At 37.2% G+C, this 23634-nt stretch carries 23 protein-coding genes and 1 riboswitch; of the genes, 18 read left to right on the top strand and 5 right to left on the bottom strand.

Annotation, left to right across the window (positions count from 1 at the left end; genetic code table 11):
• Positions 1-39: 39 nt before the first annotated feature.
• Together BME96_RS15370 and BME96_RS15365 are read right to left on the bottom strand one after the other, a co-directional pair.
• Entirely contained in the window at positions 40-870 is an 831-nt protein-coding gene (locus BME96_RS15370) for a DUF7164 domain-containing protein (RefSeq protein ID WP_071649498.1), read from the bottom strand.
• Positions 871-882: 12 nt separating this feature from the next.
• Positions 883-1800: a glycosyltransferase gene (locus BME96_RS15365; RefSeq protein WP_231478633.1), complete on the bottom strand. Its 918-nt coding sequence runs from the start codon at positions 1798-1800 to the stop codon at positions 883-885.
• Positions 1801-1858: 58 nt separating this feature from the next.
• On the opposite strand from BME96_RS15365, the gene BME96_RS15360 reads away from it, so the two are divergent.
• From BME96_RS15360 to BME96_RS15350, 3 genes are all read left to right on the top strand, one after another.
• Positions 1859-2866: an SPOCS domain-containing protein gene (locus tag BME96_RS15360; RefSeq protein WP_071649497.1), complete on the top strand. Its 1008-nt coding sequence runs from the start codon at positions 1859-1861 to the stop codon at positions 2864-2866.
• A gap of 199 nt (positions 2867-3065) precedes the next feature.
• Entirely contained in the window at positions 3066-4619 is a 1554-nt protein-coding gene (locus tag BME96_RS15355; RefSeq protein WP_071649496.1) for a glycosyltransferase family 2 protein, read from the top strand.
• Positions 4620-4638: 19 nt separating this feature from the next.
• Entirely contained in the window at positions 4639-5907 is a 1269-nt protein-coding gene (locus tag BME96_RS15350; protein ID WP_071649495.1) for a nucleotide sugar dehydrogenase, read from the top strand.
• A gap of 71 nt (positions 5908-5978) precedes the next feature.
• Here BME96_RS15350 and BME96_RS15345 read toward each other — a convergent pair whose 3' ends face one another.
• Positions 5979-6608 (bottom strand): protein kinase domain-containing protein, encoded by a 630-nt coding sequence (locus BME96_RS15345; RefSeq protein WP_231478734.1) that lies wholly within the window; start codon positions 6606-6608, stop codon positions 5979-5981.
• Between the two features lie 76 nt (positions 6609-6684).
• Positions 6685-7626, bottom strand: a complete 942-nt coding sequence (locus BME96_RS15340) for a glycosyltransferase (protein ID WP_019375957.1) — start codon at positions 7624-7626, stop codon at positions 6685-6687.
• Positions 7627-7808: 182 nt separating this feature from the next.
• Between BME96_RS15340 and BME96_RS15335 the strand changes: the two genes are divergently transcribed.
• The gene (locus BME96_RS15335) at positions 7809-8786 is read left to right on the top strand and encodes a glycosyltransferase family 4 protein (protein ID WP_071649494.1); all 978 of its coding nucleotides are present in this window, start codon (positions 7809-7811) and stop codon (positions 8784-8786) included.
• An 85-nt stretch (positions 8787-8871) separates the two neighbouring features.
• Here the strand turns inward: BME96_RS15335 and BME96_RS15330 are convergent, their stop codons facing one another.
• Entirely contained in the window at positions 8872-9735 is an 864-nt protein-coding gene (locus tag BME96_RS15330; protein WP_071649493.1) for a hypothetical protein, read from the bottom strand.
• A gap of 177 nt (positions 9736-9912) precedes the next feature.
• Between BME96_RS15330 and BME96_RS15325 the strand changes: the two genes are divergently transcribed.
• From BME96_RS15325 to BME96_RS15260, 14 genes are all read left to right on the top strand, one after another.
• A complete protein-coding gene (locus BME96_RS15325) occupies positions 9913-10401 on the top strand; it encodes a CotY/CotZ family spore coat protein (protein ID WP_071649492.1) in 489 nt (162 codons plus the stop codon).
• A 95-nt stretch (positions 10402-10496) separates the two neighbouring features.
• Positions 10497-10595, top strand: a complete 99-nt coding sequence (locus tag BME96_RS20195; RefSeq protein WP_071649491.1) for an AbgT family transporter — start codon at positions 10497-10499, stop codon at positions 10593-10595.
• Between the two features lie 530 nt (positions 10596-11125).
• Positions 11126-12433, top strand: coding sequence for an ABC transporter substrate-binding protein (locus BME96_RS15315; protein ID WP_060679938.1), 1308 nt, complete (start codon positions 11126-11128; stop codon positions 12431-12433).
• Positions 12434-12533: 100 nt separating this feature from the next.
• Positions 12534-13400 (top strand): carbohydrate ABC transporter permease, encoded by an 867-nt coding sequence (locus tag BME96_RS15310; RefSeq protein WP_019375962.1) that lies wholly within the window; start codon positions 12534-12536, stop codon positions 13398-13400.
• Between the two features lie 14 nt (positions 13401-13414).
• Positions 13415-14263 (top strand): carbohydrate ABC transporter permease, encoded by an 849-nt coding sequence (locus BME96_RS15305; RefSeq protein WP_019375963.1) that lies wholly within the window; start codon positions 13415-13417, stop codon positions 14261-14263.
• A 29-nt stretch (positions 14264-14292) separates the two neighbouring features.
• Positions 14293-15894 (top strand): beta-N-acetylhexosaminidase, encoded by a 1602-nt coding sequence (gene nagZ, locus BME96_RS15300; RefSeq protein ID WP_071649490.1) that lies wholly within the window; start codon positions 14293-14295, stop codon positions 15892-15894.
• 65 nt (positions 15895-15959) lie between these two features.
• Entirely contained in the window at positions 15960-17108 is a 1149-nt protein-coding gene (locus BME96_RS15295) for an exo-beta-N-acetylmuramidase NamZ family protein (protein WP_071649489.1), read from the top strand.
• 14 nt (positions 17109-17122) lie between these two features.
• Positions 17123-18034, top strand: coding sequence for an N-acetylmuramic acid 6-phosphate etherase (gene murQ / locus BME96_RS15290; RefSeq protein ID WP_071649488.1), 912 nt, complete (start codon positions 17123-17125; stop codon positions 18032-18034).
• 104 nt (positions 18035-18138) lie between these two features.
• Entirely contained in the window at positions 18139-19020 is an 882-nt protein-coding gene (locus BME96_RS15285; RefSeq protein WP_019375967.1) for a MurR/RpiR family transcriptional regulator, read from the top strand.
• 69 nt (positions 19021-19089) lie between these two features.
• Positions 19090-20064, top strand: coding sequence for an N-acetylglucosamine kinase (locus BME96_RS15280; RefSeq protein ID WP_071649487.1), 975 nt, complete (start codon positions 19090-19092; stop codon positions 20062-20064).
• On the top strand, positions 20061-21029 hold the full coding sequence (locus BME96_RS15275) for a GNAT family N-acetyltransferase (protein WP_071649486.1): 969 nt from the start codon (positions 20061-20063) through the stop codon (positions 21027-21029). The genes BME96_RS15280 and BME96_RS15275 overlap by 4 nt, the downstream gene beginning before the upstream one ends.
• A gap of 3 nt (positions 21030-21032) precedes the next feature.
• Complete coding sequence (locus BME96_RS15270; RefSeq protein ID WP_071649485.1) at positions 21033-22079, top strand: serine hydrolase domain-containing protein; 1047 nt, start codon at positions 21033-21035, stop codon at positions 22077-22079.
• 97 nt (positions 22080-22176) lie between these two features.
• Positions 22177-22458, top strand: coding sequence for an amino acid kinase family protein (locus BME96_RS15265; RefSeq protein WP_175618855.1), 282 nt, complete (start codon positions 22177-22179; stop codon positions 22456-22458).
• A gap of 63 nt (positions 22459-22521) precedes the next feature.
• The gene (locus BME96_RS15260) at positions 22522-22938 is read left to right on the top strand and encodes a cupin domain-containing protein (RefSeq protein ID WP_071649484.1); all 417 of its coding nucleotides are present in this window, start codon (positions 22522-22524) and stop codon (positions 22936-22938) included.
• A 168-nt stretch (positions 22939-23106) separates the two neighbouring features.
• Positions 23107-23217: riboswitch (TPP riboswitch) on the top strand.
• Positions 23218-23634: the final 417 nt, after the last annotated feature.

Below are 23634 nucleotides of genomic sequence, written 5' to 3'. Positions count from 1 at the left end.
AAATGAGAGGGCTTATAATGGTTCTTCTATAGAAATACATTAATCCTGAGTAGCAATGGCATTATATAAGCAATAATCATGCACCTTATTCATATCTAGTTTTTTAGGATCTGTGTTGTCATAGTCACCTCTAAGGTAAGCGAATTTTGAAAAAAGATGATCGGTATGCCAACAATGGATATGAGGGTGGTGGTAGATACTGTTTGGTGAAGTACTTGGATGATCCAACTTATTTGGGGAAATAGATATGTTATCAACGTGATGGTTAACAGCTATATCTGAGGCATATAAGCTGCAGACACCAAAGTACCAACTTGGCCATGCCCCCTTATTAATAATGAATTCCTTTAATAACAGATACTTGGTCAATTCAGTTGCAGTATCGGCTACTTTTAAAAGTAGTGAAGGCTTTCCATAATGAGTAGATCCGATATTAAAGCGACCTTGATGACGAAGGTTGAATTGGTTGGAGATCTCTATAATTCTGCTTTTTACTTCCTTCGTGCTTGCGTATGCTCCCTTTCCCACGGTATAGCCTGTCGGGTGGAAGCTATTCCATGCAGGTGTTAAAAATGTATCGACATCTGTTTTTAAAATCCAATCAAAATGAAGCAGAATAGAAGCTTCTTTTTTTGTGAGAGAGGATAGGGAATAAATATAGGGGTACTCACTATAAATAGCTGGGTCATCCTCTAACTGTACAGGTACCTTGATGCAATTCTTTGGTACCCATTTCATCACAGATGCTTCTCCAAAAACCACTAGTGAAGTATCGCTTGATTTAATATAATCAAAGGAAGCATATAGACATTTAAACAACTTTATTTGATCTGGTTTGGAATCCAAGAAAACGACCACAGCTCTTTTCATCTTAATCCACTCCTAAATAGGAATTTGAAACTTTTCCATATACCAATCATCATCATACTTTCTTATTTGTTTATACCTTTTCCTTTGTTGCAATACATCACCAGATAGTACGCTTTCTTTAATTTTTTTAGAATCTGTATGTTTAATAAAGTTGAGACATTTTATGAGTCTTTCTTCGTTAAAATGCAAATAGGCCATACGTAAAAAGTTATAGTCAATGTCCTCCCAGGATAGTGGGAAGGGAGGTTCGTCTTCACGGAAAACATGCATAATAATTACATCCGGCTCCACATAGCATGAATATCCAAAGAGCCATAATTTTAAAGAGAGCTCTTCATCCTCATGTCCCCAAGTCTTAAAACCATGCTCAAAGCCACCTACCTGCTCAAAGGCGATTTTTGTTACTGCTAAACAGCCACCTGCAAGAAGTGGGACTGGTGAAAGCTCAGTCAAATCAGTATTCCATTTTGCCTCTAACCTCTCATTCCACTTGTATCCATAGCCTATTTGTTTAAGATTATATACATCCGAAATTCCTGGATTTATTGCATCGCAAATCAGCTTATTAATTGGCTCGATTAGTCTGTCAATCCAAAAATCCTGAAAGAATAAATGAGCATCGCAGAAAATTAAAATATCTCCTTTTGCATTTCTGGCTCCTATATTTCGCGCCATGGCAGCACCCAGACCATTTGTTTGAATAAGAGTTGTTTGTTCATCAGCGTGAATAAAGTCACAGCAGCCATCATTTGAATGATCATCAACGACAATTACCTCGTAACATATATTGGTTTTGCTTTGATAAAGAGACTTAAGTGTATTATAAACTGAAATACCTTCATTTTTTGCAGGTATAATAATTGAAACCAAATTAGTATTTGGATAATTAATTGTCAACACTCCCTTAGGCAATGTCTTATGTCTATACAAGTCATTTCCTTATTCATATGATGTAGTATATTTTATGTTCAAAAAAGGAGAGAATGTCATGGAATTATATTCCCAATTATTAGGTATAGGGGACAATGGGGAAGTATTAACGGCAATTATTGATGTTGAGATTTTGCCAAATAGTAATGAGGCGGTATTTATGGTTACTAATACAAGTCCTTCCTTACCTTCAGAAACAAATTTTAATATTAGGCAAGTATTTTTTAATACTGGTCACTTACCTATCCGGATAAAAAAGATAACTCAAGCTAATAACGCTTCAAATTTTAATATCCACAAACAAGAAAACATGGAAAAGGACTTTGAATACCTCATTGAGGATAATACAGATAGAGGATTAGGACCAAACGAGAAATTAATATGTACGATAGAGTTGGATAGTAAAGAAGGAAGTGAGGGACAAAGTTGGCTTCATGCTCCATTAACTTCAATTAATAAGGGGATGGGAGTTCAAGTTGCAGCAACTTTTTATAATGATAAAGGAGAAGAAGCCGATAAGATAGGAGGACATTATAAATGCAGACAAAAAAAGAAAAAATACCCAAAGCCCACCCCTCCTGTTACCACAACTCCTTCCCCGAGACCATGCCCGGTTGCAAATCCCCAATCCTGTTGTCAAATTATAATTGAGAGAAAGACACAGCTTGTGCCTCCAGCTTTATTTAATCCAGATCGTCCTGAGCAATATCCTGTGACCCACAAAAAAACTTTTGATGTTGCTATTGAAAAAGTGTGTCCTGAAAAAGTGATTATTTGTGGAACAGTGCATAAGACGATCTATTATAAAACACTAAAAAAAGACTGCTCTGGTGACACTTCTATCATAGATCATTATGTTAAAGATGATATTCCATTCCAATGCTTTATAGACCGTGACGATGCCAACGAAAACGATGAGTTTGAAATCGTTGGAGCTGCATTCTTATGTGATGTGTTTGACACACCTAAAAATTTCGGTTATCATCCGGAATTCTCTCAATATCCGGTTGCCTGGAAATTTGAAGAAAAGGAAATACTGAAAGTTTGCATAAGGAAGGTACAGTAAAGAGATATCGAAACAGCATATAAATAGTAAATAAAAAAAGGAATCAGTACTTGAGATTCCTTTTTTATTTACCTAGTATATAGACTTTCAAAGCCTATACACCAGTGTTCTTCTAAGCATATTGTAATTGTAATTGAAGTTGTTTAAGCATGCTAATAGGCGTTATTGGATTACGCTGTTGAAAGGAGTATGTAGATTAATGAGTAAATTATCCGTAATTATTCCCGTAAGAAATGAGGGAGAGAAACTGGATCAAGTTTTAAAAGAAGTATTTATGCTTCATCCATACGAAGTCATTACTGTTATAAACGGTTCTACAGATCGTTCCAGGGAGATTGCAGAATCCCATGATTGTGTTGTTCTTTATTATGAAAATCCATTAGGCCATGATATCGGTCGAGCGATAGGAGCGTATTTTTCAAAGGGAGACATTTTATTGTTTATGGATGGAGATATGGTAATTCCTTACCAGGATTTAATACCCTTTATAGAAACCATTGAGAATGGTGCAGATATAGCTCTTAATAATCTGGAGGGTTTATTAATGGAACCCCACCGCCCTCATTCCATATCAATTTTAAAAAAAGCGCTTAATGAAATGTATGAAGCTCCTGAATTGACAATAAATTCTTTGGTGGCCATTCCGCATTCCATTAGCAGAGATGCACTTAAAAAAATAGGTTGGCATAATCTTGCCATTCCTCCACTAGCCCAGGGGAAGGCGATAAAAGAACAATTAGATATTATTACCCCAAAATATCTCGATGTTATTGCTTTAAATAAAGTACGTCCTGAACTCCACCTGAATATATCCACGGATACTCCGTATGTACCTCTGGAGAACATTATTATTGGGGACCATCTTTCCGCCATTCATTACTTAATTAAATTAAAGGGTGAAAGAGCAGGGGTTGCAGATTACCGGGATCGCGAATTTATTAATCAATTTAAAACTCATAAAAAGAAGAGACAAAAGAAAAAAAGTGCCATTATTTGTGATGAAAATAATGCCCCGCTTACACAAATATCCATGCATATTCAGCGCTTAAAAGAGGCGGCTTCAGATGAGATTATTGTGGTGACTTATGATGAAGATAAAGAAAAATCTGCAGCACTTTTACGGGAAGGTGCGTACGTAATACCACTGAATAAAAGTCTTGGACCATGTATCACAAGGTCTATAGGTGCTTTTTATTCAAGCGGTGAAGTGGTTCTTTTTACAGATCCACTTCAGGCATTCAGCACGGAAGACTATCAAATGATATTCAAGGAGCTTGATGCAGGAGCAGACATTGCGCTAATTGATCAAAGCGCATCTCTAGATGATAACCCTATTGGTCTACAGTGTACCATGCACTATTTATTAAATATTCTTTTATCTCAGCCTACTCTTTGGAATAATTCCATTTACTCGTTCCCTCATGCGATAAGACGAACGGTGATAAATGATATCGGATATGACTCCTTAGCGATTCCTCCCTTGGCACAAACGAAAGCTTTTATGAACCACTATAAATTAATTCCTATCCAAACTTCTGTAAAAAAAACTGCCCTGCCTGATAACAAGGAAAATGAAGTGTTTATTGGAGATCATGTAGAAGCAATTGCATGGTTTTTGAGTAAAACAAATGAACGTGGTGCTTTTTCTGCCGGAGGTAAAAACTATAAGGCAGTCCATGAATTGGTGAAGAAAACACCTCAAGCGTCTTCATTTATGTCTATGATTAAAACATTTTTTAAATTCAATGAGTAGAAAGCGTGGGAATATCATTATGACACACAAATTAATAATAGGAATAGTAGGGTTAGGGTATGTTGGCCTGCCATTGGCCCAATTATTCATAAATAAAGGTCATAAGGTTTATGGGATAGATTCAGATCAAAATAAAATTAGTTTGTTGAAAAAAAATACCAGTTATTTAGCGGATTTTTCAAATGAACAAATTAATGAATTGTTCACAAATGATTTGTTTAGCGTGAGTACTTCTTATCACTATTTATCCAAGGTTGACGCTATTATTTTCTGTGTTCCTACTCCATTAAATAATTTAGATGAACCTGACCTACAGTATGTAAAGGGAGCAATCGAAGCAGCCTTGCCATTCTTGAAAAAAGAGCAGCTGCTTGTTCTGGAAAGCTCCACCTATCCGGGGACAACAGAGGAAGAGATCGTACCTCTTGTTCAAGGAAAAGGATGGGAAGTCGGAAAAGATATTTTTGTAGCCTATTCTCCCGAAAGGATTAATCCAGGACAGAAAGTTCATAAATTAGAAGATATACCGAAAATTGTTGGAGGTGAAACAAAACTTTGTACAAATTATGCAAAAGAAATTTATGAGTCTGTCTTTAATAAGGTAATTAATGTATCTTCTTCTAAAGTAGCAGAAGTCAGTAAATTAGTCGAAAATGCACAACGATTGATTAATATATCTTTTATGAATGAACTTGCTATCCTATGTGATAAATTAGATGTGAATATATGGGAAGTAATTGAGGCCTGCAGCACAAAACCGTTTGGATTTACACCCTATTTTCCTGGTCCAGGAGTCGGCGGTCACTGTATACCCGTAGATCCAATTTATTTAAGCTGGAAGGCAAAACATCATGGGGTAAACCTTTCATTTATTCAAGCTGCAAAAAAAATAAATGACAATATGCCAGCATTTATAGTTGAAAAAGTAACAAAACATCTTTTAAAGCCGATAAATAAAAGCAAAATTCTAATTATAGGTGTTGCCTATAAAAAGGATGTAAATGATATCAGAGAATCGTCAGCAATTCAGATTTTTAAACTGCTGGATGACCTGGGTATCGATGTAACCTATCATGACCCGCATGTACCCGAATTAAGCCTGGGTTCTGTTCAGCAAGAGTCCCTGGTCCTTACAGAAGAAAATATTAAAATTCAAGACTGTGTTCTAATTTTAACAGATCATAATTCTGTAGATTATCAGAATATCATTGATCATTCAAATCTAGTCATAGATACCAGGAATGTAACAAGTCGTTATAATCAATTAGATAACGTCATCTTATTATAAAGCTATATAAATCTCTTAATAACATAGAAAGAACTCACCTCTCTGATTCAGGGAGGTGAGTTCTTTCTATGTTATACAAATGGCTGAAGTGCTGCTATAAAATCACTTGATTGATCATAGGTTTCATTTGAGGGGTGCAGAAAATTCAATAAGGTGGATTGTAATTTGTCATTTTTAAATTGAAGCTCTGATAATGAATCGGGAAAATAACCATGACATAAAAATATACATAATCGTGCAGCATCCCGTAAGTCTGTCTGAATAAGGTGTTTAGGACTTAATTCTTTAGCTAATGTGAAGTCGATTACTTTTAAAGTAGCTGGATTATCATTCTGAAGCATAATATTTTTTGGTCTTATATCATTATGAATATAACCACCTTTGTGTATAGAGGTGAGCGATTTTAATGTATTAATAGTGATTTGAACACTGAGTTTTTCATCTTTTTTTTCAGAAGGCCGTTTAAAATCTCCTTTGCCAACTGGTTTTCCTTCAATATATTCCATTACAATAAATGAAGTATTTTTATATTCAAAGTAATCATAGATAGTTGGCAAAAAAGGAGATTTACCATAAGCTTTCATAACCGTAGCTTCATGTTCAGCATCTTTTATTCTTTTGACAGCTTCTTTTATGGCGACATTTCTATTCTTAATAGGGTCATATGCCTTGTAGACCCTTCCATGAGAGCCTCTTCCTATTTGTTTCAGGTTTTGGTAATGTTTTATTGTTAATTTCTCAATAAGTAACTCCTCCCTTCAAAAAAGCATTTGCTCATTAATTATTTTTCTCATCTGAAATAATTTTTTTAATAACTTTCACAAATTGATCTGCACGTTTAGATGTAGAATGCCGCTCATGGACCATCTCCATCCCCTGCCTCGCGATCCTTTCTCTTTCGCATTTATGCTGCAAATAGTATTTTGCCTTTTCCTCAAAATTCTCTTTATTTATAGGGATGTAATGAACTTCTGGAATAAAGCCTAAATCTTTTAACTCGTTAGAGGGAGGAGCCAACAATAAGGTGTTACATGCTGGAACCTCGAAATTTTTACCAAGGGGATAATTATATTTGGAATTTCCGGTCAGGAAGATTTTTGCCTTATTAATTTCCTTTGCATATGCCTCTCTTACAAAAACATTCTTTTCATGATCTTTAATATTCCTGTATCCTGGGTGTTTATGATGAACAAATCCTGGGTTGTCTTTCATTCTATCAACAATCATATTTCGTAACGGGTAGGTGCGTCTTGACATTGCGCCCATTAATAAATAGTTGTATTCTTTTTTAAGTCCGTAATCTTTAAATATTTCTGTATTGATGTGATGAGGCAACCAATACATTCGATCACTAAATTCCTTATACCATACATGAAAGGAATCACGATATACAGTAAATATATGTTTAATATTCTCATCTCTTATAGCTCTTTTGCGTTTATTAATCTGGTAATGTAAATCAAATAATTGTATTGCGAAGGGGATCTCTAAATCTTTTAAACCTGTGATGACAGGTGAGTTCATTTCGCCATACTCATTAAAATATATAAAATCTGGTTTTTCTTTCAGTTGATCTAATATATTGTTAATGTCTCCAGATTCATGCCACACAGTAAGATCAGTTATTTTTTCCAGCTCGCATAAAAAATAATAAAATACAGGCGCTACATATTCTTGGAAGTCCCCGGTAAATATGAGAATTTTTAGTCTCTTTGTCATTATTCTTCCTCCATCATTTTATTACATTGTATGATCTATATTAGAAAAAGTGGCAACTGTGGCCCATTGAAAGGGGAAATAGGTAGTATATAGCTGCCAATAGGACACCACAACCAACCAAATTTTCTTTAAAAGCATATAATACCCTATTAAATATATTCAGAATGGAGGTGCGACCAGATATGTCAAAGGTTAAGATTGCTCTAATTACTGACCGAGATAACTGGGCTTTTGCAAATATAGCAAAGCAAATTAAAAAACATTTGAGTGGTTGTTACGATTTTAAGATTGTTAGTTTTAATGCTTGCAATAAAAATGCAGATGAACTCCACAAACAAATTAAGGATTGTGATATTCTGCATTTTTTATGGAGAGAGATTATATCTTATATACCTATACATCGGTACAGAGACAAAATATTATCCACAGCAGTATATGATCATTTATTTCTTGGAGAGAAGTCCATTCAAAAAAGAAAAAATATGTTCAATAACTTTCGCTATTATGTTTGTTCAAAAAAGCTATACGAGATTTATAAAGGTATAGACGATTACCCAGCTCCTATAATGACCATTGAAGATGGGGTGGACCCAGATCTGTTTTATCCTAAGAACTTAGACCGGTTTAATCAATTGAAACGGCCATTACGAGTAGGTTGGGTGGGCAACAGTAAGTGGGGAATTAAAATTGAGGACTTCAAAGGGTTTCGGACATTTATTAATCCTGCTGTAAACGAGCTGATTCAAGAGGAGTTTGAAATCGAAGGAGATTATGCTGATCGTGTGCATAAAATGATTTCACACGATAATATGGTTGATTACTATTCAAAAATAGATGTTCTTATCTGCATGTCTAAGATTGAAGGGACGCCCAACCCTGTATTAGAAGCGATGGCGTGTGGAGTCCCGGTTATATCTACAAATGTAGGGATTGTGCCGCAAGTGTTAGGAGAAAAACAAAGAAGTTTTCTGCTGAAGGGTAGAGATAAAGAAGAATTAAAGAAATCACTTTTAACTCTATTTCATAATAGAGAGATATTAAATGAGCTTTCTCAAGAGAATTTAACTCAAATAAAAAATTGGCATTGGTCGAAGCAATGTCAAAAGTTTAAGGATTACTTTGATATACTGATTAGTGACTCTGCAAACAATAAAAAATAAATAAACCCCCTTTTGGGATAGAAAGTAAACATTCTCTATTTAACTGACTACCTGAAAGGGGTATTTCATGACCACGACTTCATAGTTATTTGTTTACTTTTTCAATACAAATTTTAATAATTTCTTTTTCAGCGTATCGGAAGGCCACTTCTTGGCCAGTTTCTTTATCAGTAGCAAAATTTGCTTCTTCTCCGGATATTTCACAAATAACATCCAAAAAGGTAATTGTGAAACTATCATTCGCTTTAATATCATCTCTATCAATAATACAAGTAAATGGAACCTCATCAATAATGGTATAGTTAGAAACCAGTTCGCATTCTATTAATGCCTGATATTCTATTTGCTTGTTTAGTAAACCACAAATAACTACTACCTCATCACACACTTTGACAATTTCTGCAGATAATGTTTTGTCAACAACAGTGGAGCCTGCAACTGCAGGAGGGATTAATTGGGTAGAATGCTCTAGTAAAAAACGGCAGCAAAGCGGTTTTGGAGGTGATGGTGGCCCCGGTGGTCCAGGCGGCCCTTTTTCGCCTTTCTCTCCTTTTGGTCCAGGAGGTCCTTGACGACCAGGCGGCCCTTTTTCGCCATTTTCCCCTTTTGGCCCAGGAGGTCCTTGACGACCAGGCGGCCCTTTTTCGCCTTTCTCTCCTTTTGGTCCAGGAGGTCCTTGACGACCAGGCGGCCCTTTTTCACCACTTTCTCCTTTTGGTCCAGGAGGTCCTTGACGACCAGGTGGCCCTTTTTCGCCATTTTCCCCTTTTGGCCCAGGAGGTCCTTGACGACCAGGTGGCCCTTTTTCGCCATTTTCCCCTTTTGGTCCAGGAGGTCCTTGACGACCAGGTGGCCCTTGAGGCCCGGGCGATCCATTTTCCCCTTTTTTCCCCCGCTTTCCTGGTGGCCCAATACAATTACAGTTGTTACAACCACACTGATGGCACATTATTTCACCCCTTATGACTCTGTTTTAATATTGTATGTAATCAGTCTTGCTACCGTAAGCTTTTTTTGTAATTTCCGCTTACGCCCTATTTATATATATTAGGTCAAAGGCCAACACAGTTAATAAATAAATTAATATAATATGGATAAAGGTCTCCTATGGAAGGAGTGATCATACTTGTTTGAAGATAATAGCACCTATTCTGAGCATGATGATGAGCAGGAGTCTAAAGATATCAATTATTGCAATACATGTCTTTGTGAAGTATTGTCCGAAATTGTGGAGCGGGAGAAGGAAAACGAAGAGTACAACATTACCTGTGATTTAAAAAAATCAAAACAACCAGTATGTAGCGACATAATTCCTTTCATAATACAAACTCCTTATGGACATCCATTTTTTACTTGGGGAAGGATTGGCACAAATCAGTGTTTTGCAACGGTATTTTTCAGGGTAGTAAAAGTTGATTGTAAAAATAATTGTGCTGTATTCCAACTTTTAAAGCCTAATAAATCAATTATAGATGAAGACACAGACTGTGTAGAAAATAGTAGTATTTGTGAAGTTGACTTTGTCACTCAAACAAAGGAATGTGTTGTTGTGGATTTGAAATGTTATAGTTCCTTAAAATTTATATCACCAAGTTTTATTAAAAAGTATAAATAAATTAGCTGCTTTTAGTTGTTCAGCAGTTTTGTTAAGGCCATATTAAAGTAAGTAAAATCTGCACAACGGCTATTGAAACACCGTTATTTTAAAAGATGTTTTACTTCCTCGATTACTATCCGGCATTTATCCAAGCAGCCTATCGTATTGCCGATTCCTTAACGAAGATCATTACACCGATTTGTACTTTATAAATCGTGCTTGAATTCATGAAGGAATAAAACAAAAAAGTAGGGGATTGAAACATTGAATGCTTAATGCTTTCATATGACTTGATCTTCCACTCGTATGGATTTCTTTTACTTCTGGCATTTGTATTTCTGGGAATACCTTTTGGCCCGGGGATTGTTCTGCATTTGGGGTGATGAATATAATGAAGTTTCCTTGATAAAAGTACAGTAATAGACCTACTGTGCTTTTTCTTTGTGCTAAAACTATTACCCTATCAATCTACGAATAATTTGTCGAAATATAGTAAATTTGAAATAAAATTTCATTAAAACCTATTGACCAACGCAATATTTTTTTATATAATTCAATCAGCAAAGCAAATAGTAAGGTAGCCTTCTATCGGTTTTGTTGGAAAGGCTTACAAAAAGGGGGTTTTATAGCAATACTACTTTTTGGCTCAAAACAGAGTTAAGAAGAGATTAAGTACATAAAAAGAATTCGGAATCTTGCATCAAAAAAAGAGTTTGATAATTTGAGAGGGGTTTTTTAGGAGATGAAGAAAAAAAGTTTAATTAGTTTATTGCTAATCATAGCGATGCTTGTTATGTCAGCATGTGGCAATAGTGATGATTCTTCAGCAAAAGATGGAGAAAAGAAGGAGTCTGGAGGCTCAGAGGAAGCAACTATTGAGTTTTGGACAATGCAATTAAAACCAACATTCACAGATTACATTGAAGGTGTTATTGCTGATTTTGAAAAAGAAAATCCAAATATCAAGGTGAAATGGTTGGATGTGCCTGCAGCAGATTTAAGCCAAAAAATATTAACAGCTGTTAGCTCTGACTCAGCTCCTGATGTAGTTAACTTAAACCCTACATTTGCCTCCCAATTGGCTGACTTGGATGCATTGGTAAATATGGATGAAGCAGTAGCTGAAGAAGATCAAAAGAAATATGTTCAAGGTGCATGGGAAGCGAACCAAATTAATGGTACAACCTTTGCTATTCCATGGTACTTATCTACAGAAGTATCCCTTAATAACAAAGCAATTTATGAAGAAGCAGGTCTTGATCCTGAAAAAGACATCCCGGTAACCTATGAGGATGCAAAGAAAGTAGCTAAGACAGTTAAAGAAGAAACAGGTAAATACGGCTATTTCCCATCACTTGATCTATCTTTAGTGTTACAGCATATGGTTAAAATGGGAGCAGATTTAACAAATGAAGATGGAACAAAAGCGGCCTTCAATACAGATGCAGGCTTAAAGGCATTTGAATACTTTACTGAGCTATATCAGGATGACTTAATTCCACGTGAAGCATTAACAGGTGATCAAAGAAGTACAATTGATATGTATCAGGCAGGACAGGTTGCGACATTTATGGGATCTCAGTTTATCTCCCAAATTAAAGAAAACGCTCCTGATATTTATGAGAACACACTTCCTTCCACTGGTATTACTGGAGAGAGTGGCAAAAAGACAATTAGTGTACAAAACATTGTAGTACCTGAACAAACGGAAAGTAAGGAAGCAGCAGTTAAGTTTGCTTTATTCTTGACGAATGCAGAAAATCAACTCGAATTTTCTAAGTTAACACCGATTCTTCCGTCTGCAGTTGAAGCGTTAGAGGATCCATATTTCACTGAAGCAGGTGAAGATGCAGAGCCAGTAGATTTAGTTCGTATTCAGTCTGCTGCACAGCTTGATGAGTCTGAGTTGCTAATTAAGCCAATGGATAATTATGATGAGTTGCGTCAAGCCATGTATGATGCTATTTCAGAAGCAATGCTTGGAAATATGAGCCCACAAGAGGCGTTGGATCAAGCAGAAGCAGCATGGAATGAAATTTTAAGTAAATAAGCAAGTAGATTAGTTGGGGAGAGTAGTCTCTCCCCTTTCTTTTTATAAAACAATGTAAAAAAATGCATCATTTCTAAATCCAAAAGGTAGGGTGAATGATTTGAGAACAAATAAGCTTACACCGTACTTGTTTTTGCTGCCAGGATTAATCATATTAGGTGCTTTTATATTTTATCCAATGCTCCAGGCCTTTTGGTTAAGCATGACTGATTATAATATGATTGCAGACGCTGAGTTTGTAGGAACCACAAACTATGAAAATTTGTTTCAAGATGATTTATTCTGGAAAACATTAACAAATACATTTATCTACTTAATTGGTGTCGTTCCGGCACTCGTGATTATACCGATATTTTTAGCTGTGTTGGTTAACCAAAAATTAAAAGGCATTGGTTTCTTCCGCTCGGCTTACTATATTCCAGTAGTAACTTCTTTAGTAGTTGCTGGGATAGCTTGGGATTGGGTGTATAAAGAAAATGGTCTATTAAACTACGTGCTTGATATATTAAATATCATTTCCGAGCCAATTCACTGGTTAACTTCTACACAGACTGCAATCTTTGCGGTTATGGTTGTGACCATTTGGAAAGGGCTTGGTTATTATATGATTATTTACCTAGCTGGTCTACAGTCTATCCCCAATGATCTGTATGAAGCTGCTGATATTGATGGTGCAAACTGGTGGCAAAAGGTAACAAGAGTTACGATTCCAATGCTGATGCCATTTGTGCTTATCGTAACAATTATGTCTTCGATCGCAGCAATGAAAGTTTTTGAAGAGATTTACATTATGACTGGTGGGGGGCCATTACATAGCTCAGAAACACTCGTCTTTTATATTTATACAGAAGCATTCGATCGTCTTAATATGGGATATGCCAGTGCAGCTGGAGTCGTATTATTTTTAATTACACTTGTTCTTTCCATAATCAACATTAAATTTATGGGTAAGGATAATACAGCGTGAGAGGAGGGAACTGAATGGAAATTAGTAAAACAAAAACAAACAACCCGATCATCAAGAAGTTTTTCCTATATTTATTATTAATTATCGTAACGATTTTCATGATTGGTCCATTTCTATGGCTGTTATCAACTGCATTGAAGTCTGGAAGTGAGAACATCTTCCAATATCCTCCGAAGCTGCTACCTGAAAATCCAACATTAACTAACTTTGTCAAAGTGATGGACACCTTTCCTTTCTGGAGGTATCTGTTTAATAGTGTGGTAGTTGCTGTGCTGACTGTATTCTTGAATGTTTTATTTTGCTCTCTTGCAGCATATCCACTTGCAAGGATGAAATTCAAAGGGAAAAACACGATATTTATATTGGTGCTTTCAACCATGATGATTCCTTTTCAATTATTAATGATTCCTGTGTATATCATTTCTTTAAAGCTTGGCTTGCAAAATACCTACATGGGAATGGTGCTTCCACATGTTACTACAGCTTTTGGTGTATTTCTCATGCGTCAGGCTTTTCTGACCGTACCGAAGGAATTGGATGAGTCAGCGAGAATGGATGGTGCAAACAGTTTTCAAATTTGGTGGAGAATATTAATGCCACTTGTTAAACCTTCCATGGTGACCTTGATGATATTTACATTTGTTAGTGCATGGGGAGATTTTCTATGGCCATTAATTATTGTGAATGATCAGGACATGTTTACGTTACCACTTGGTTTAAACATGCTGCAGGGAACGTTCACATCAGATTGGCGCTTAATTGCTGCTGGTGCGATCATTTCTATGATCCCTATCATAGTCTTTTTCTTATTCCTGCAACGTTTCTTCATTAAGGGAGCGATGAATGGAGCGATAAAAGGATAGCGATTTATTTTGCGGAAATTGGAGGGTCTATGGTGGACAACGTAAGAAAATTAAAACATCAAATCGGGCAAATGCTAGTGGTTGGTTTTGATGGGAAGTCAATACCCAAGCACATGAAAGAAATGATTCATGAATACCATATTGGCGGAATTATCTTGTTCAGTCGCAATATTGGTACGCCTAGTGAAGTACTTCAGTTAACGACAGCACTTCAAAAGGAAGCAAAGCAGGCAGGGTATCAGCAACCCCTATTCATTTGCATTGATCAGGAAAATGGCATTGTACGCAGATTAGGTGAGGGGACAACGGATTTTCCTGGAGCAATGGCTTTAGGAGCAACAAACCAAGTGGAAAATGCCTATCATGTCGGGGTTGCCACTGGAAAAGAATTAAAGGCATTAGGGATTAATTGGAACTTATCGCCTGTTGTTGATGTGAATAATAATCCGCGGAATCCTGTCATTGGGGTGAGGTCTTTTGGCGAGTCACCAGAACAAGTAGCCATGTTTGGCGAAGCAGCTATGAAAGGAATGCAAGCTGCCGGCGTGATTACAACCTTGAAGCACTTTCCGGGTTATGGAGATATGGGAGTAGATCCTCATATGGATTTACCTGTCATTCCCCATAATAAGAAACGCTTGGATGAAGTGGAACTCTACCCATTTAAGAAAAATATCCAAGCAGGTGCTGATACCGTGATGTCTGCTCATGTTTATTTTCCTTCTATCGATGATGAAGCCGGTCTTCCGGCTACGTTATCGAAGAAGGTAATTACTGGCCTATTAAGAGAAGAGCTAGAATTTGATGGCGTAGTAACGACAGATTGTATGGAGATGAATGCAATTTCGCAAGGTATCGGTACGGAAAAAGGTGCGGTCCGTGCGATAGAAGCTGGTATAGATTTAATTATGATTTCACATACATACAAGACACAGATAAGAGCTATAGAGAAAATATTCAGTGCAGCTGAACAGGACAAATCTGTCATGCATGCTGTCGAACAAGCGAATAAAAGAATTCAAAGGCTAAAAGCTGCGTATTTGCAGTGGGAGGATGTACATTTACTTGATACTCCGCCTGCCGTAGCTGCTTTTGTTGGAGGGGAGGGACATGAAAAGCTTGCGGCATCTGTATTTCGTGAAAGTGTTACGATTGTAAATAATGAAGATCTTCTTCCACTCAACAGCTCGTCAACCTGTAAGATCATGGTAATTACCTCAGGAGATGAAGCAAAAACAAAGGTAGAGGATAAGAAGCATAACAATTTCTCATGGAGTAGTGCTATAGAGGCATATCACAATAATTTTGATGTGCAGCCATTTTCTGGTGATGCTTCAAACGAATATATTGAAGCAATTGCCCATAAAGCGAAGGATTATGATTATGTGATTATTGGGACGTCTGGCCTTTCAACAGAAAGTAAACAAATTGAGTTAGTGCAACGTATACAAGAAATAGGCATTCCAATCATTGTTATAGCAATGAAAAGTCCATATGATATCGCTCTGTTACCAAAAGTCTCAGCGTTTATTTGTACATATGAACCTACCGCCACGGCAATTCAGATAGCTGTTAGTGCGTTATTTGGTAAAGAGCAGGTGAAGGGAGCTTTGCCTGTCCGTATGTGCTAAGTTAAAGGAAAATGTAGGGTTTATATAGGAAGAAAAGGCAGCATGAACGAAAAAAGGTGGATTATATGAAAATTGGTCTTGATGTGTTTCTTGAAAAAGAATACAAAAGTTTTATAGGGAAACGAATTGGATTAATTACAAATATGACAGGAGTGAATGAGAAGCTTGTTCCTGCAATCGATCTATTTCATGAACATCCGGATATTCAATTAACAGCATTGTATGCGCCGGAGCACGGTATTCGTGGGGATGCCAGAGAGGGAGAGAAGCTTGAATCCACAATAGATCCATACACCGGTTTACCAGTTTATAGTTTGTATGGTGCTACACGTAAGCCTGATCAAGCAATGCTGGAAGAGGTGGATGTTTTATTATTTGATCTGCAGGATATTGGCGCAAGGTATTATACATATATTTATACGATGGCTTATGTGATGGAAGCATGTAAAGAATACCGAAAACAATTTGTTGTGCTGGATCGTCCCAATCCTGTAGCAGGCACACGAATGGAAGGGAACCTTGTAGAAGAAGATGTACGCTCATTTGTAGGACTATTGCCAATACCAAATCGGCATGGCATGACTGTAGCTGAGCTTGCTCTTATGTTTAAACATGAATTTGACTATGATTGTGAGCTTACGGTAATTCCGATGGAGGGCTGGCAACGAGATAAATATTATGATGAGACAGGACTTTTTTGGGTTCCGCCCTCACCAAACACTACGAATATTGAGATGAATATTTTATATCCAGGTACATGTCTTTTTGAAGGAACGAATCTTTCAGAAGGGCGGGGTACTACAAAGCCGTTTGAGCAAGTTGGCGCACCATTTATTGATGGTCAAAAACTTGCAAGGATTTTTAATCAGAAAAAGATACCGGGCGTTTTGGCAAGACCGACTTCCTTTATTCCGACATATCAAAAACACCAAAATGAGATATGTGGAGGCGTCCAATTGCATGTATCTGATCGAAAGAAGTTAAATTCCTTTGAAGCAGGTGTCCTTTTAATAGAAACAATTGCACAAATGTACCAAAGTGAATTTAAGTTTATAACGAATGATCAGGGTAAATATTTTTTTGACCTTTTAGCAGGTACGAGGGATTTGAAGCAAATCATTTTAAAATGTACTGTCCAACCATTTTTTGAAGCATGTGATAAAGAATTAGAAGATTTTAAAAAGCAAAGAGAGAGTTATCTATTATATAAGTAGGATGGAGAGAATAGATGAAACTGACCAATTTAGCGACAGAAAAGAGAAATCAGCATACAGCACACATTGATACTATGTCCACAAAAGAAATTTTAAATGTAATTAATAAAGAGGATATGACCGTAGCGCAAAGGGTACAGCAGGTGCTTCCGCAAGTTGAAAAAGTTGTGGATGCTGTTTCCCATGCGTTATCTCATGGGGGAAAGCTTTTTTATGTAGGTGCTGGAACGAGTGGAAGAATTGGAATTATGGATGCGGTCGAATGTCCACCTACGTTTAGCACCTCACCTGAGCTTGTTCAAGCAGTAATGGCTGGAGGTACAGGCGCGTTTGTTCAAGCAGTGGAGGGTGCAGAGGATGAGGAAGAAAGAGGCATAGAGGATCTTGAAAAAAGAAATATAACCGACTTGGATGTAGTTTTTGGCATTGCTGCCAGTGGCAGGACACCATATGTAATAGGTGCATTAAAGCATGCAAAGAAAGTTGGAGCAGTAACTGTCAGCCTTTCTAGTAATCTGGATTCTGCGATCAGTAAATTTGCATCTATTCCGATAGAGGTAGAGACTGGCCCTGAAGTGTTGACAGGATCAACGCGGATGAAAGCAGCGACTGCACATAAGATGATTTTAAATATGATTACAACTACAGCCATGATTAAGATAGGCAAGGTGTACGAGAATTTAATGGTTGATGTAAAGGTAAGTAATAAAAAATTAAAGGACCGTGCGATAAGCATTGTAAGTACAATTACGAATGTGGCTGAGGAAAAAGCAACAGAAATATTGGAAATAACAAATTTTGAGGTAAAACCGGCAATTGTCATGCTCAAAGCTAATGTTTCATTTGAAGAGGCGCAAAGCTATATAACCCTAGAGGGTGGTTTTGTTCGTGAGGCAATTGAACGTGCGCGGAAGGAAAAGGTATAATAAAGAGAAAGCTTCGCCGATAAGCACTTGCTATTGTGAGAATATAGCTTTTGAACCAGTTATATCTTTGTCCAGACTAAACCAATTAAAAGTGAGCTGATTGCATGAGCACAACAGGAGGCATTGTTATTTTAAAGGAAATGCTGCCGAAGTTGGCCCCATCCGAGAAAAAAATTGCAACATATATTATAAATAATCCTCAAGAGGCTATTTCGCTAACGGTAAATGAACTGGCAAAAAAAAGTGCCACGAGTGGAGCGGCTGTTATTCGTTTATGTAAGTCGTTAGATTTAAAAGGCTATCAGGATTTGAAGCTGAGAATCGCCGGTGATTTGCGAAAACCTGGTGATCATGTTGGCTATCAGGATATCCAACCAAATGAATCAGCAAATTCCATCATAAAGAAGATGATTGATAATACGATCCAAACCGTTCGGGAAACAGCTGACATGCTAAATAAAGATGAGTTGCAAAAAGCGGTTGATATATTGAGAGCGTCCAGACGAATTCACTTTATTGGAGTCGGAGCTTCAAGCATTGCAGCAGAAGATGCCCAGCAGAAATTTTTGCGTATTGATAAAACAGCATATGCTTTTAAAGATATGCATATGGCTGCAACACTTGTGGCTAATGCAGAAGAAAAGGACGTTGTTGTGGGGATTTCTTTTTCTGGAGAAACTCCTGAAATAGCAAAAATTCTACAGTTAGCTAAGGAGAATAAGGTTACAACAATCAGCTTGACGAAATATGGAAGGTCAACCGTCGCTGAACAAGCGGATGTTAACTTGTATACTTCAGCCTCCAGTGAGCCAACCTTTCGTAGTGGAGCGACTTCATCACGTCTTGCTCAACTGCAAGTAGTTGATATTCTCTTTATGTGTGTTGCGTCCATGCAATATGAGGAAACAGTGAAGCACCTAGGAGCAACAAGGGATGCTGTAGATTTTCTTACAATGAATGGTAATGGCAATAATAAAAAAGGATAAAGATTTATTTAAACACGAAAGGGTTAGCTCAACAGGAGTTAATCCTTTTGTTAGATGGAGGGGATTTGAATGTATTATTTAGGGATTGATGGTGGTGGGACAAAAACAAAAGCAATCATTACAACGGAAAAAGGAAAGGTGATTGCTGAAGCTCTAGTTGAAGCAACTAACCCGAATAGTGTACCTGAAGAAACCGTCAAATTAAGATTCCAGAACTTATTTTCACAGCTTTGGACACAAAGTAATCTACACATAAAGGATATCCGGCAAGTATTTGCCGGCATGTCCGGGGTAAGCAGACAAGCTTCCAAACAGGAAATGAAGCAGCTTTTGTCAGTGATTCTGGAGAAGTATGAAAATATTAGTGTAAATAATGATGCAGTAACTGCATTATATTCCGGGTCGTTTGGCAAGCCGGGAATCGTACAGATATCCGGTACAGGTTCTATCACCTATGGGATTAATGCAGATGGGGAACACGGTCGTGTTGGTGGCTGGGGACATTTTATCGATGAAAACGGCAGTGGTTTTTCTATTGGCAGGGATGCCTTACAAGCAGCTTTTAAAGCACTTGATGAAAGAAGAACACTTCCATTGTTGGGTGAATTTATTCTGGAGCATTTTCATGAAAAAGAGTTGACTGATGTAATTCCACATGTCTATCAAGCAGCTGATGTAAAAGTAGAAATTGCATCATTAAGCAAGCTTGTTTTTAAAGCAGCTGATCAAGGAGATGTAATGGCCCTTTCAATTGTTAAGCAGCAAGGGAAAGAGATTGGAAAATCCATTTCCAGGTTAATTGATAATCAATTTAAAAAGGAAAAACAAGCTATTCCTGTTGTTCTGGCAGGAGGTATCTTTAACCGTGTTGATTTATTCCAAGAAACAATGGAACAAACGTTAAAACTACTTGGGAAGGAAGTTCACTTTATCATGCCTGAAATTGATCCTGCAGGTGGAGCTGTTATCGCCGCATTAAAAAAAGACGGGATTCAATTTAATGAAAGTGAATTTATCCAAAATTATCGGGGTGAATATGAATGAAGCTTGTTAAATGGAATGCAATTTATTTACAACAGTTGGTTGATTTGTGGAATAAAGAATTAGGCACAGACTTTCCGATGAGGACAGAGCTATTTGAACAAAATAGTTTTCAAGATGAGAATGTGAGCTGGGAAGGGTCCTTGATTGCAATCAATGATGCTGAAGAGGTAATTGGATTTATCATTGCAAAAATGTGGCAGGAAGCAACTTCTGTTTCCATGCCAACCAGCACAGGGTGGATTCAAGTTATTGTAGTGGCGAAACAGTATCAGAATAAGGGAATTGGTTCTCGTTTACTGGCCCATGCGGAAAAAGTATTTCGTGATGAAGGGATGGGAACTATTTTGCTGGGAAGAGACCCATGGCATTATTTTCCTGGGATTCCAGAAAACAATGCGAAAGCGAAGCAATGGTTTGAAGCAAAAGGATATAAAATGTATGTACAGGAACATGACATGATAAAAGCATATGATGCAAATGAAGAAATAGAGGAGCCAAACACTTCTGATGTAACATTTACGATTCTAGCTTATGAAGAGAAAGATGAATTCCTCACCTTTATGAATCGCTGCTTTCCCGGACGCTGGGAATATGAAGCATTAAAATACTTTGAGCAAGGAGGAAATGGCCGCGAATTTATAGTCATGAAGAAACAGGGTAATATTATTGGTTTCTGTAGGATAAACGATTCTCGTTCCCTGTCTATTGCCCAAAATGTTTATTGGGCACCCCTTTTCAAAGAAGAGCTCGGAGGTATTGGTCCATTGGGTGTTGATGATGTAGAACGAGGTCAAGGGTATGGACTTACTATCGTAAAAGCAGGAATTGCCGAGCTAAGAAGACGAGATATCTACCGGATTGTAATTGATTGGACAGGGCTCGTAACATTTTACAAAAAACTTGGCTATGGCGTTTGGAAAAGCTATGATTCCTATGAAAAATCTTTACATGCGAGGAGGGGATAGAAAGTGATAGAGAAAATACGAGCATTTTTGCAAAAAGAGATTGATTCCAAGCATATACCTGGGGCGGTGGTACATGTATCATATCAAGGTGAAATAATTTGCCGAGAAGCAATTGGCAATAGAGCAGTGTATCCAACGATCTCCCCGATGCAGATAGAAACAGTATTTGATCTTGCTTCCCTTACAAAAGTCATTGCTACTCTTCCTGCTATATTGAAGCTAATAGACCGTGGAGACATACGTTTGGATGATCCGGTTCATCTCTTCTTGCCAGCTTTCTTAATGAATGGAAAAGAAAAAGTGACTATCCGGCATTTATTAACACATACTGCTGGGTTTCCAGCACATCGGCAATTTTATAGAGAAAATTTGACGAGAAACGAAATTCTCCACCGCGCCCTTACAGAACCACTTGAATATGAACCAGGATCCAAGGTTGTTTATAGTGATTTAAGCTTTATTACACTTTATCAATTAATAGAAATAATTACAGATGAGCCATTCGACGTATTTATAAATAAAGAAATATTTACTCCTCTGGAAATGGGAGAAACAACATTTAATCCTACAAATAATGTAGAGAGTTTTGCTGTAACAGAATATAGTGAGCAGCTCGGTGATTATAAACGAGGAATCGTTCATGATGAAAATGCCTATGCAATGAATGGTATTAGTGGCCATGCTGGTTTGTTTTCTACGATAGGTGATATGAGCAATTTTGCAAGAATGATAGAAAATAACGGCATATATAAAGGGCATCGCGTGTTGTCAGAAAGTGTTCTAAAACTTGCAAGACAAAACCATACCCCATTTGGTGAGGAATATAGAGGACTTGGGTGGATGTTGAAAAGTCCGAAATTATCTTCCTGTGGAGATCTTTTTTCCTCAAGTGCTTATGGGCATACTGGCTTTACGGGGACAAGTATATGGTTTGATCCAGAAGCAAAGCTACATGTTATTTTACTAACCAATCGAGTTCATTATGGTAGAGAGCCACATATTATCAGATTGCGAGCACGACTGCATAATTTGATTAGGGCAAGTATATAATGGATAGTTAATATATAAATAAAAAAATACACCATTAGCATATTTTAAAAAGCCGCCGTTATACAGGTCAACTGTACAATGGCGGCTTTTTTGAGTTATGTTGTATCAAATTATTTATCATGTTTCCTATGCTGGTTCACCTTCACGGATTGCAATTAACTTTGGAAAGCCAAACCAGCAAGACCTTGACCAGTTGTCCATCCAAGAAGCAGAAAAATTGATCGAGGAAGGACATTTTGCGCCAGGTAGTATGCTTCCAAAAGTAGAGGCTGCGCTTCATTTCGTTAGCGCAAAGGAAGGCAGAAAATCTATTATCACTTCCTTGGACAAAGCGAAGGACGCTATTACCGGAAAAACAGGAACTGTTATTACGAACTAATTGAAGGATTATGATGGACGATAATATCTAGGATTCTATTAAAAAAAGAAGGAGTGTTTGTAAATGAATGAGCAAAAGAATACGAAGGTTAATGTTGGGGAAGAGTTAAAGTGGAATAAATTTACAGAGCATCGTGAAGTGTTCAATCAAGAACTTCTAAGTGCTACAGAGGCTGATGAACTGGGAGTTAGCGTTAGCTCTGTGCTACGTGAACGTATCGAGGTAGGAGGAATTGTACTACCACATTACCATGATGTTGCCGAGGTTATTCATATTACTAAAGGGAAAGTAAGACTTCTGAAAAATGGGGAGTGGACCTCATATAAAGAAGGAGATACATTCTTAGTTCCTAAAGGTGTCGTTCATTCTGTGGCTAATGATGATACTGAACCAACAGAGCAGGTAAGTATTTTTCTTCCAGTATCTGATGATGTGGAAAATGAAGGATTTAAATCACATATGGTGGATGTGGAAGCTTAAGAATTAAGAAAAGGGCACGTGGAGTGCCCTTTCTTAATGGTTTATTATTAGTTATGAAAACTTATTTTCTGTGTACTCAAACTAAGCTAATCATTATCAGAAAAATAAATTATTATTGACAATTTAAAATAAGCGTGTTAAATTTCATAACAAGTACAATTTAATATGCGATTCCACTAGGGGTGCCTTTTAAAAGGGCTGAGATCAAAGTAATTGACTTTGGGACTCTTTGAACTTGAGACGGTTAGTGCCGGCGTAGGGAAGTGGTGGATTGGTATCCGTTTATATTTTTATGAAAATACAAGCGTACAAACCACTTTTCCCTAAAAAGGAAGAGTGGTTTTTTTGTTTTCCTGAATAACAGGAGGGAAAAATTTTAGGTTCTATTGCAAATGATGTGGCACAAACGTTGTCTCATTACATTGATAGTGGGAGGGAAGGGAGTTACTAGAGAAACCTATTCAGCTGTAAATGATAAAAAGTTAAATAACACCGCTACGGAAAAATACTGCGCTTTCCGGGGGCGGCTGATGAGCCTCCTCATGCTACGCATTCCGGGGTCTCACCGATGCCTCATCTCCCCCAGAAGTCTCCGTATTTTTCCTACGCTAAAGTTTATTTTTCAAAACGATTAAAGATGAAAGATACTTTTTCGGTTATTAAATATCTTTAATTAATCAATAGCATATACCAATT

The organism is Virgibacillus halodenitrificans, assembly GCF_001878675.1.
GTDB lineage: Bacteria > Bacillota > Bacilli > Bacillales > Amphibacillaceae > Virgibacillus_Q > Virgibacillus_Q halodenitrificans.
The sequence above is the reverse complement of the archived record's forward strand: the minus strand, read 5'-3'. Positions and strand labels throughout refer to the sequence as shown.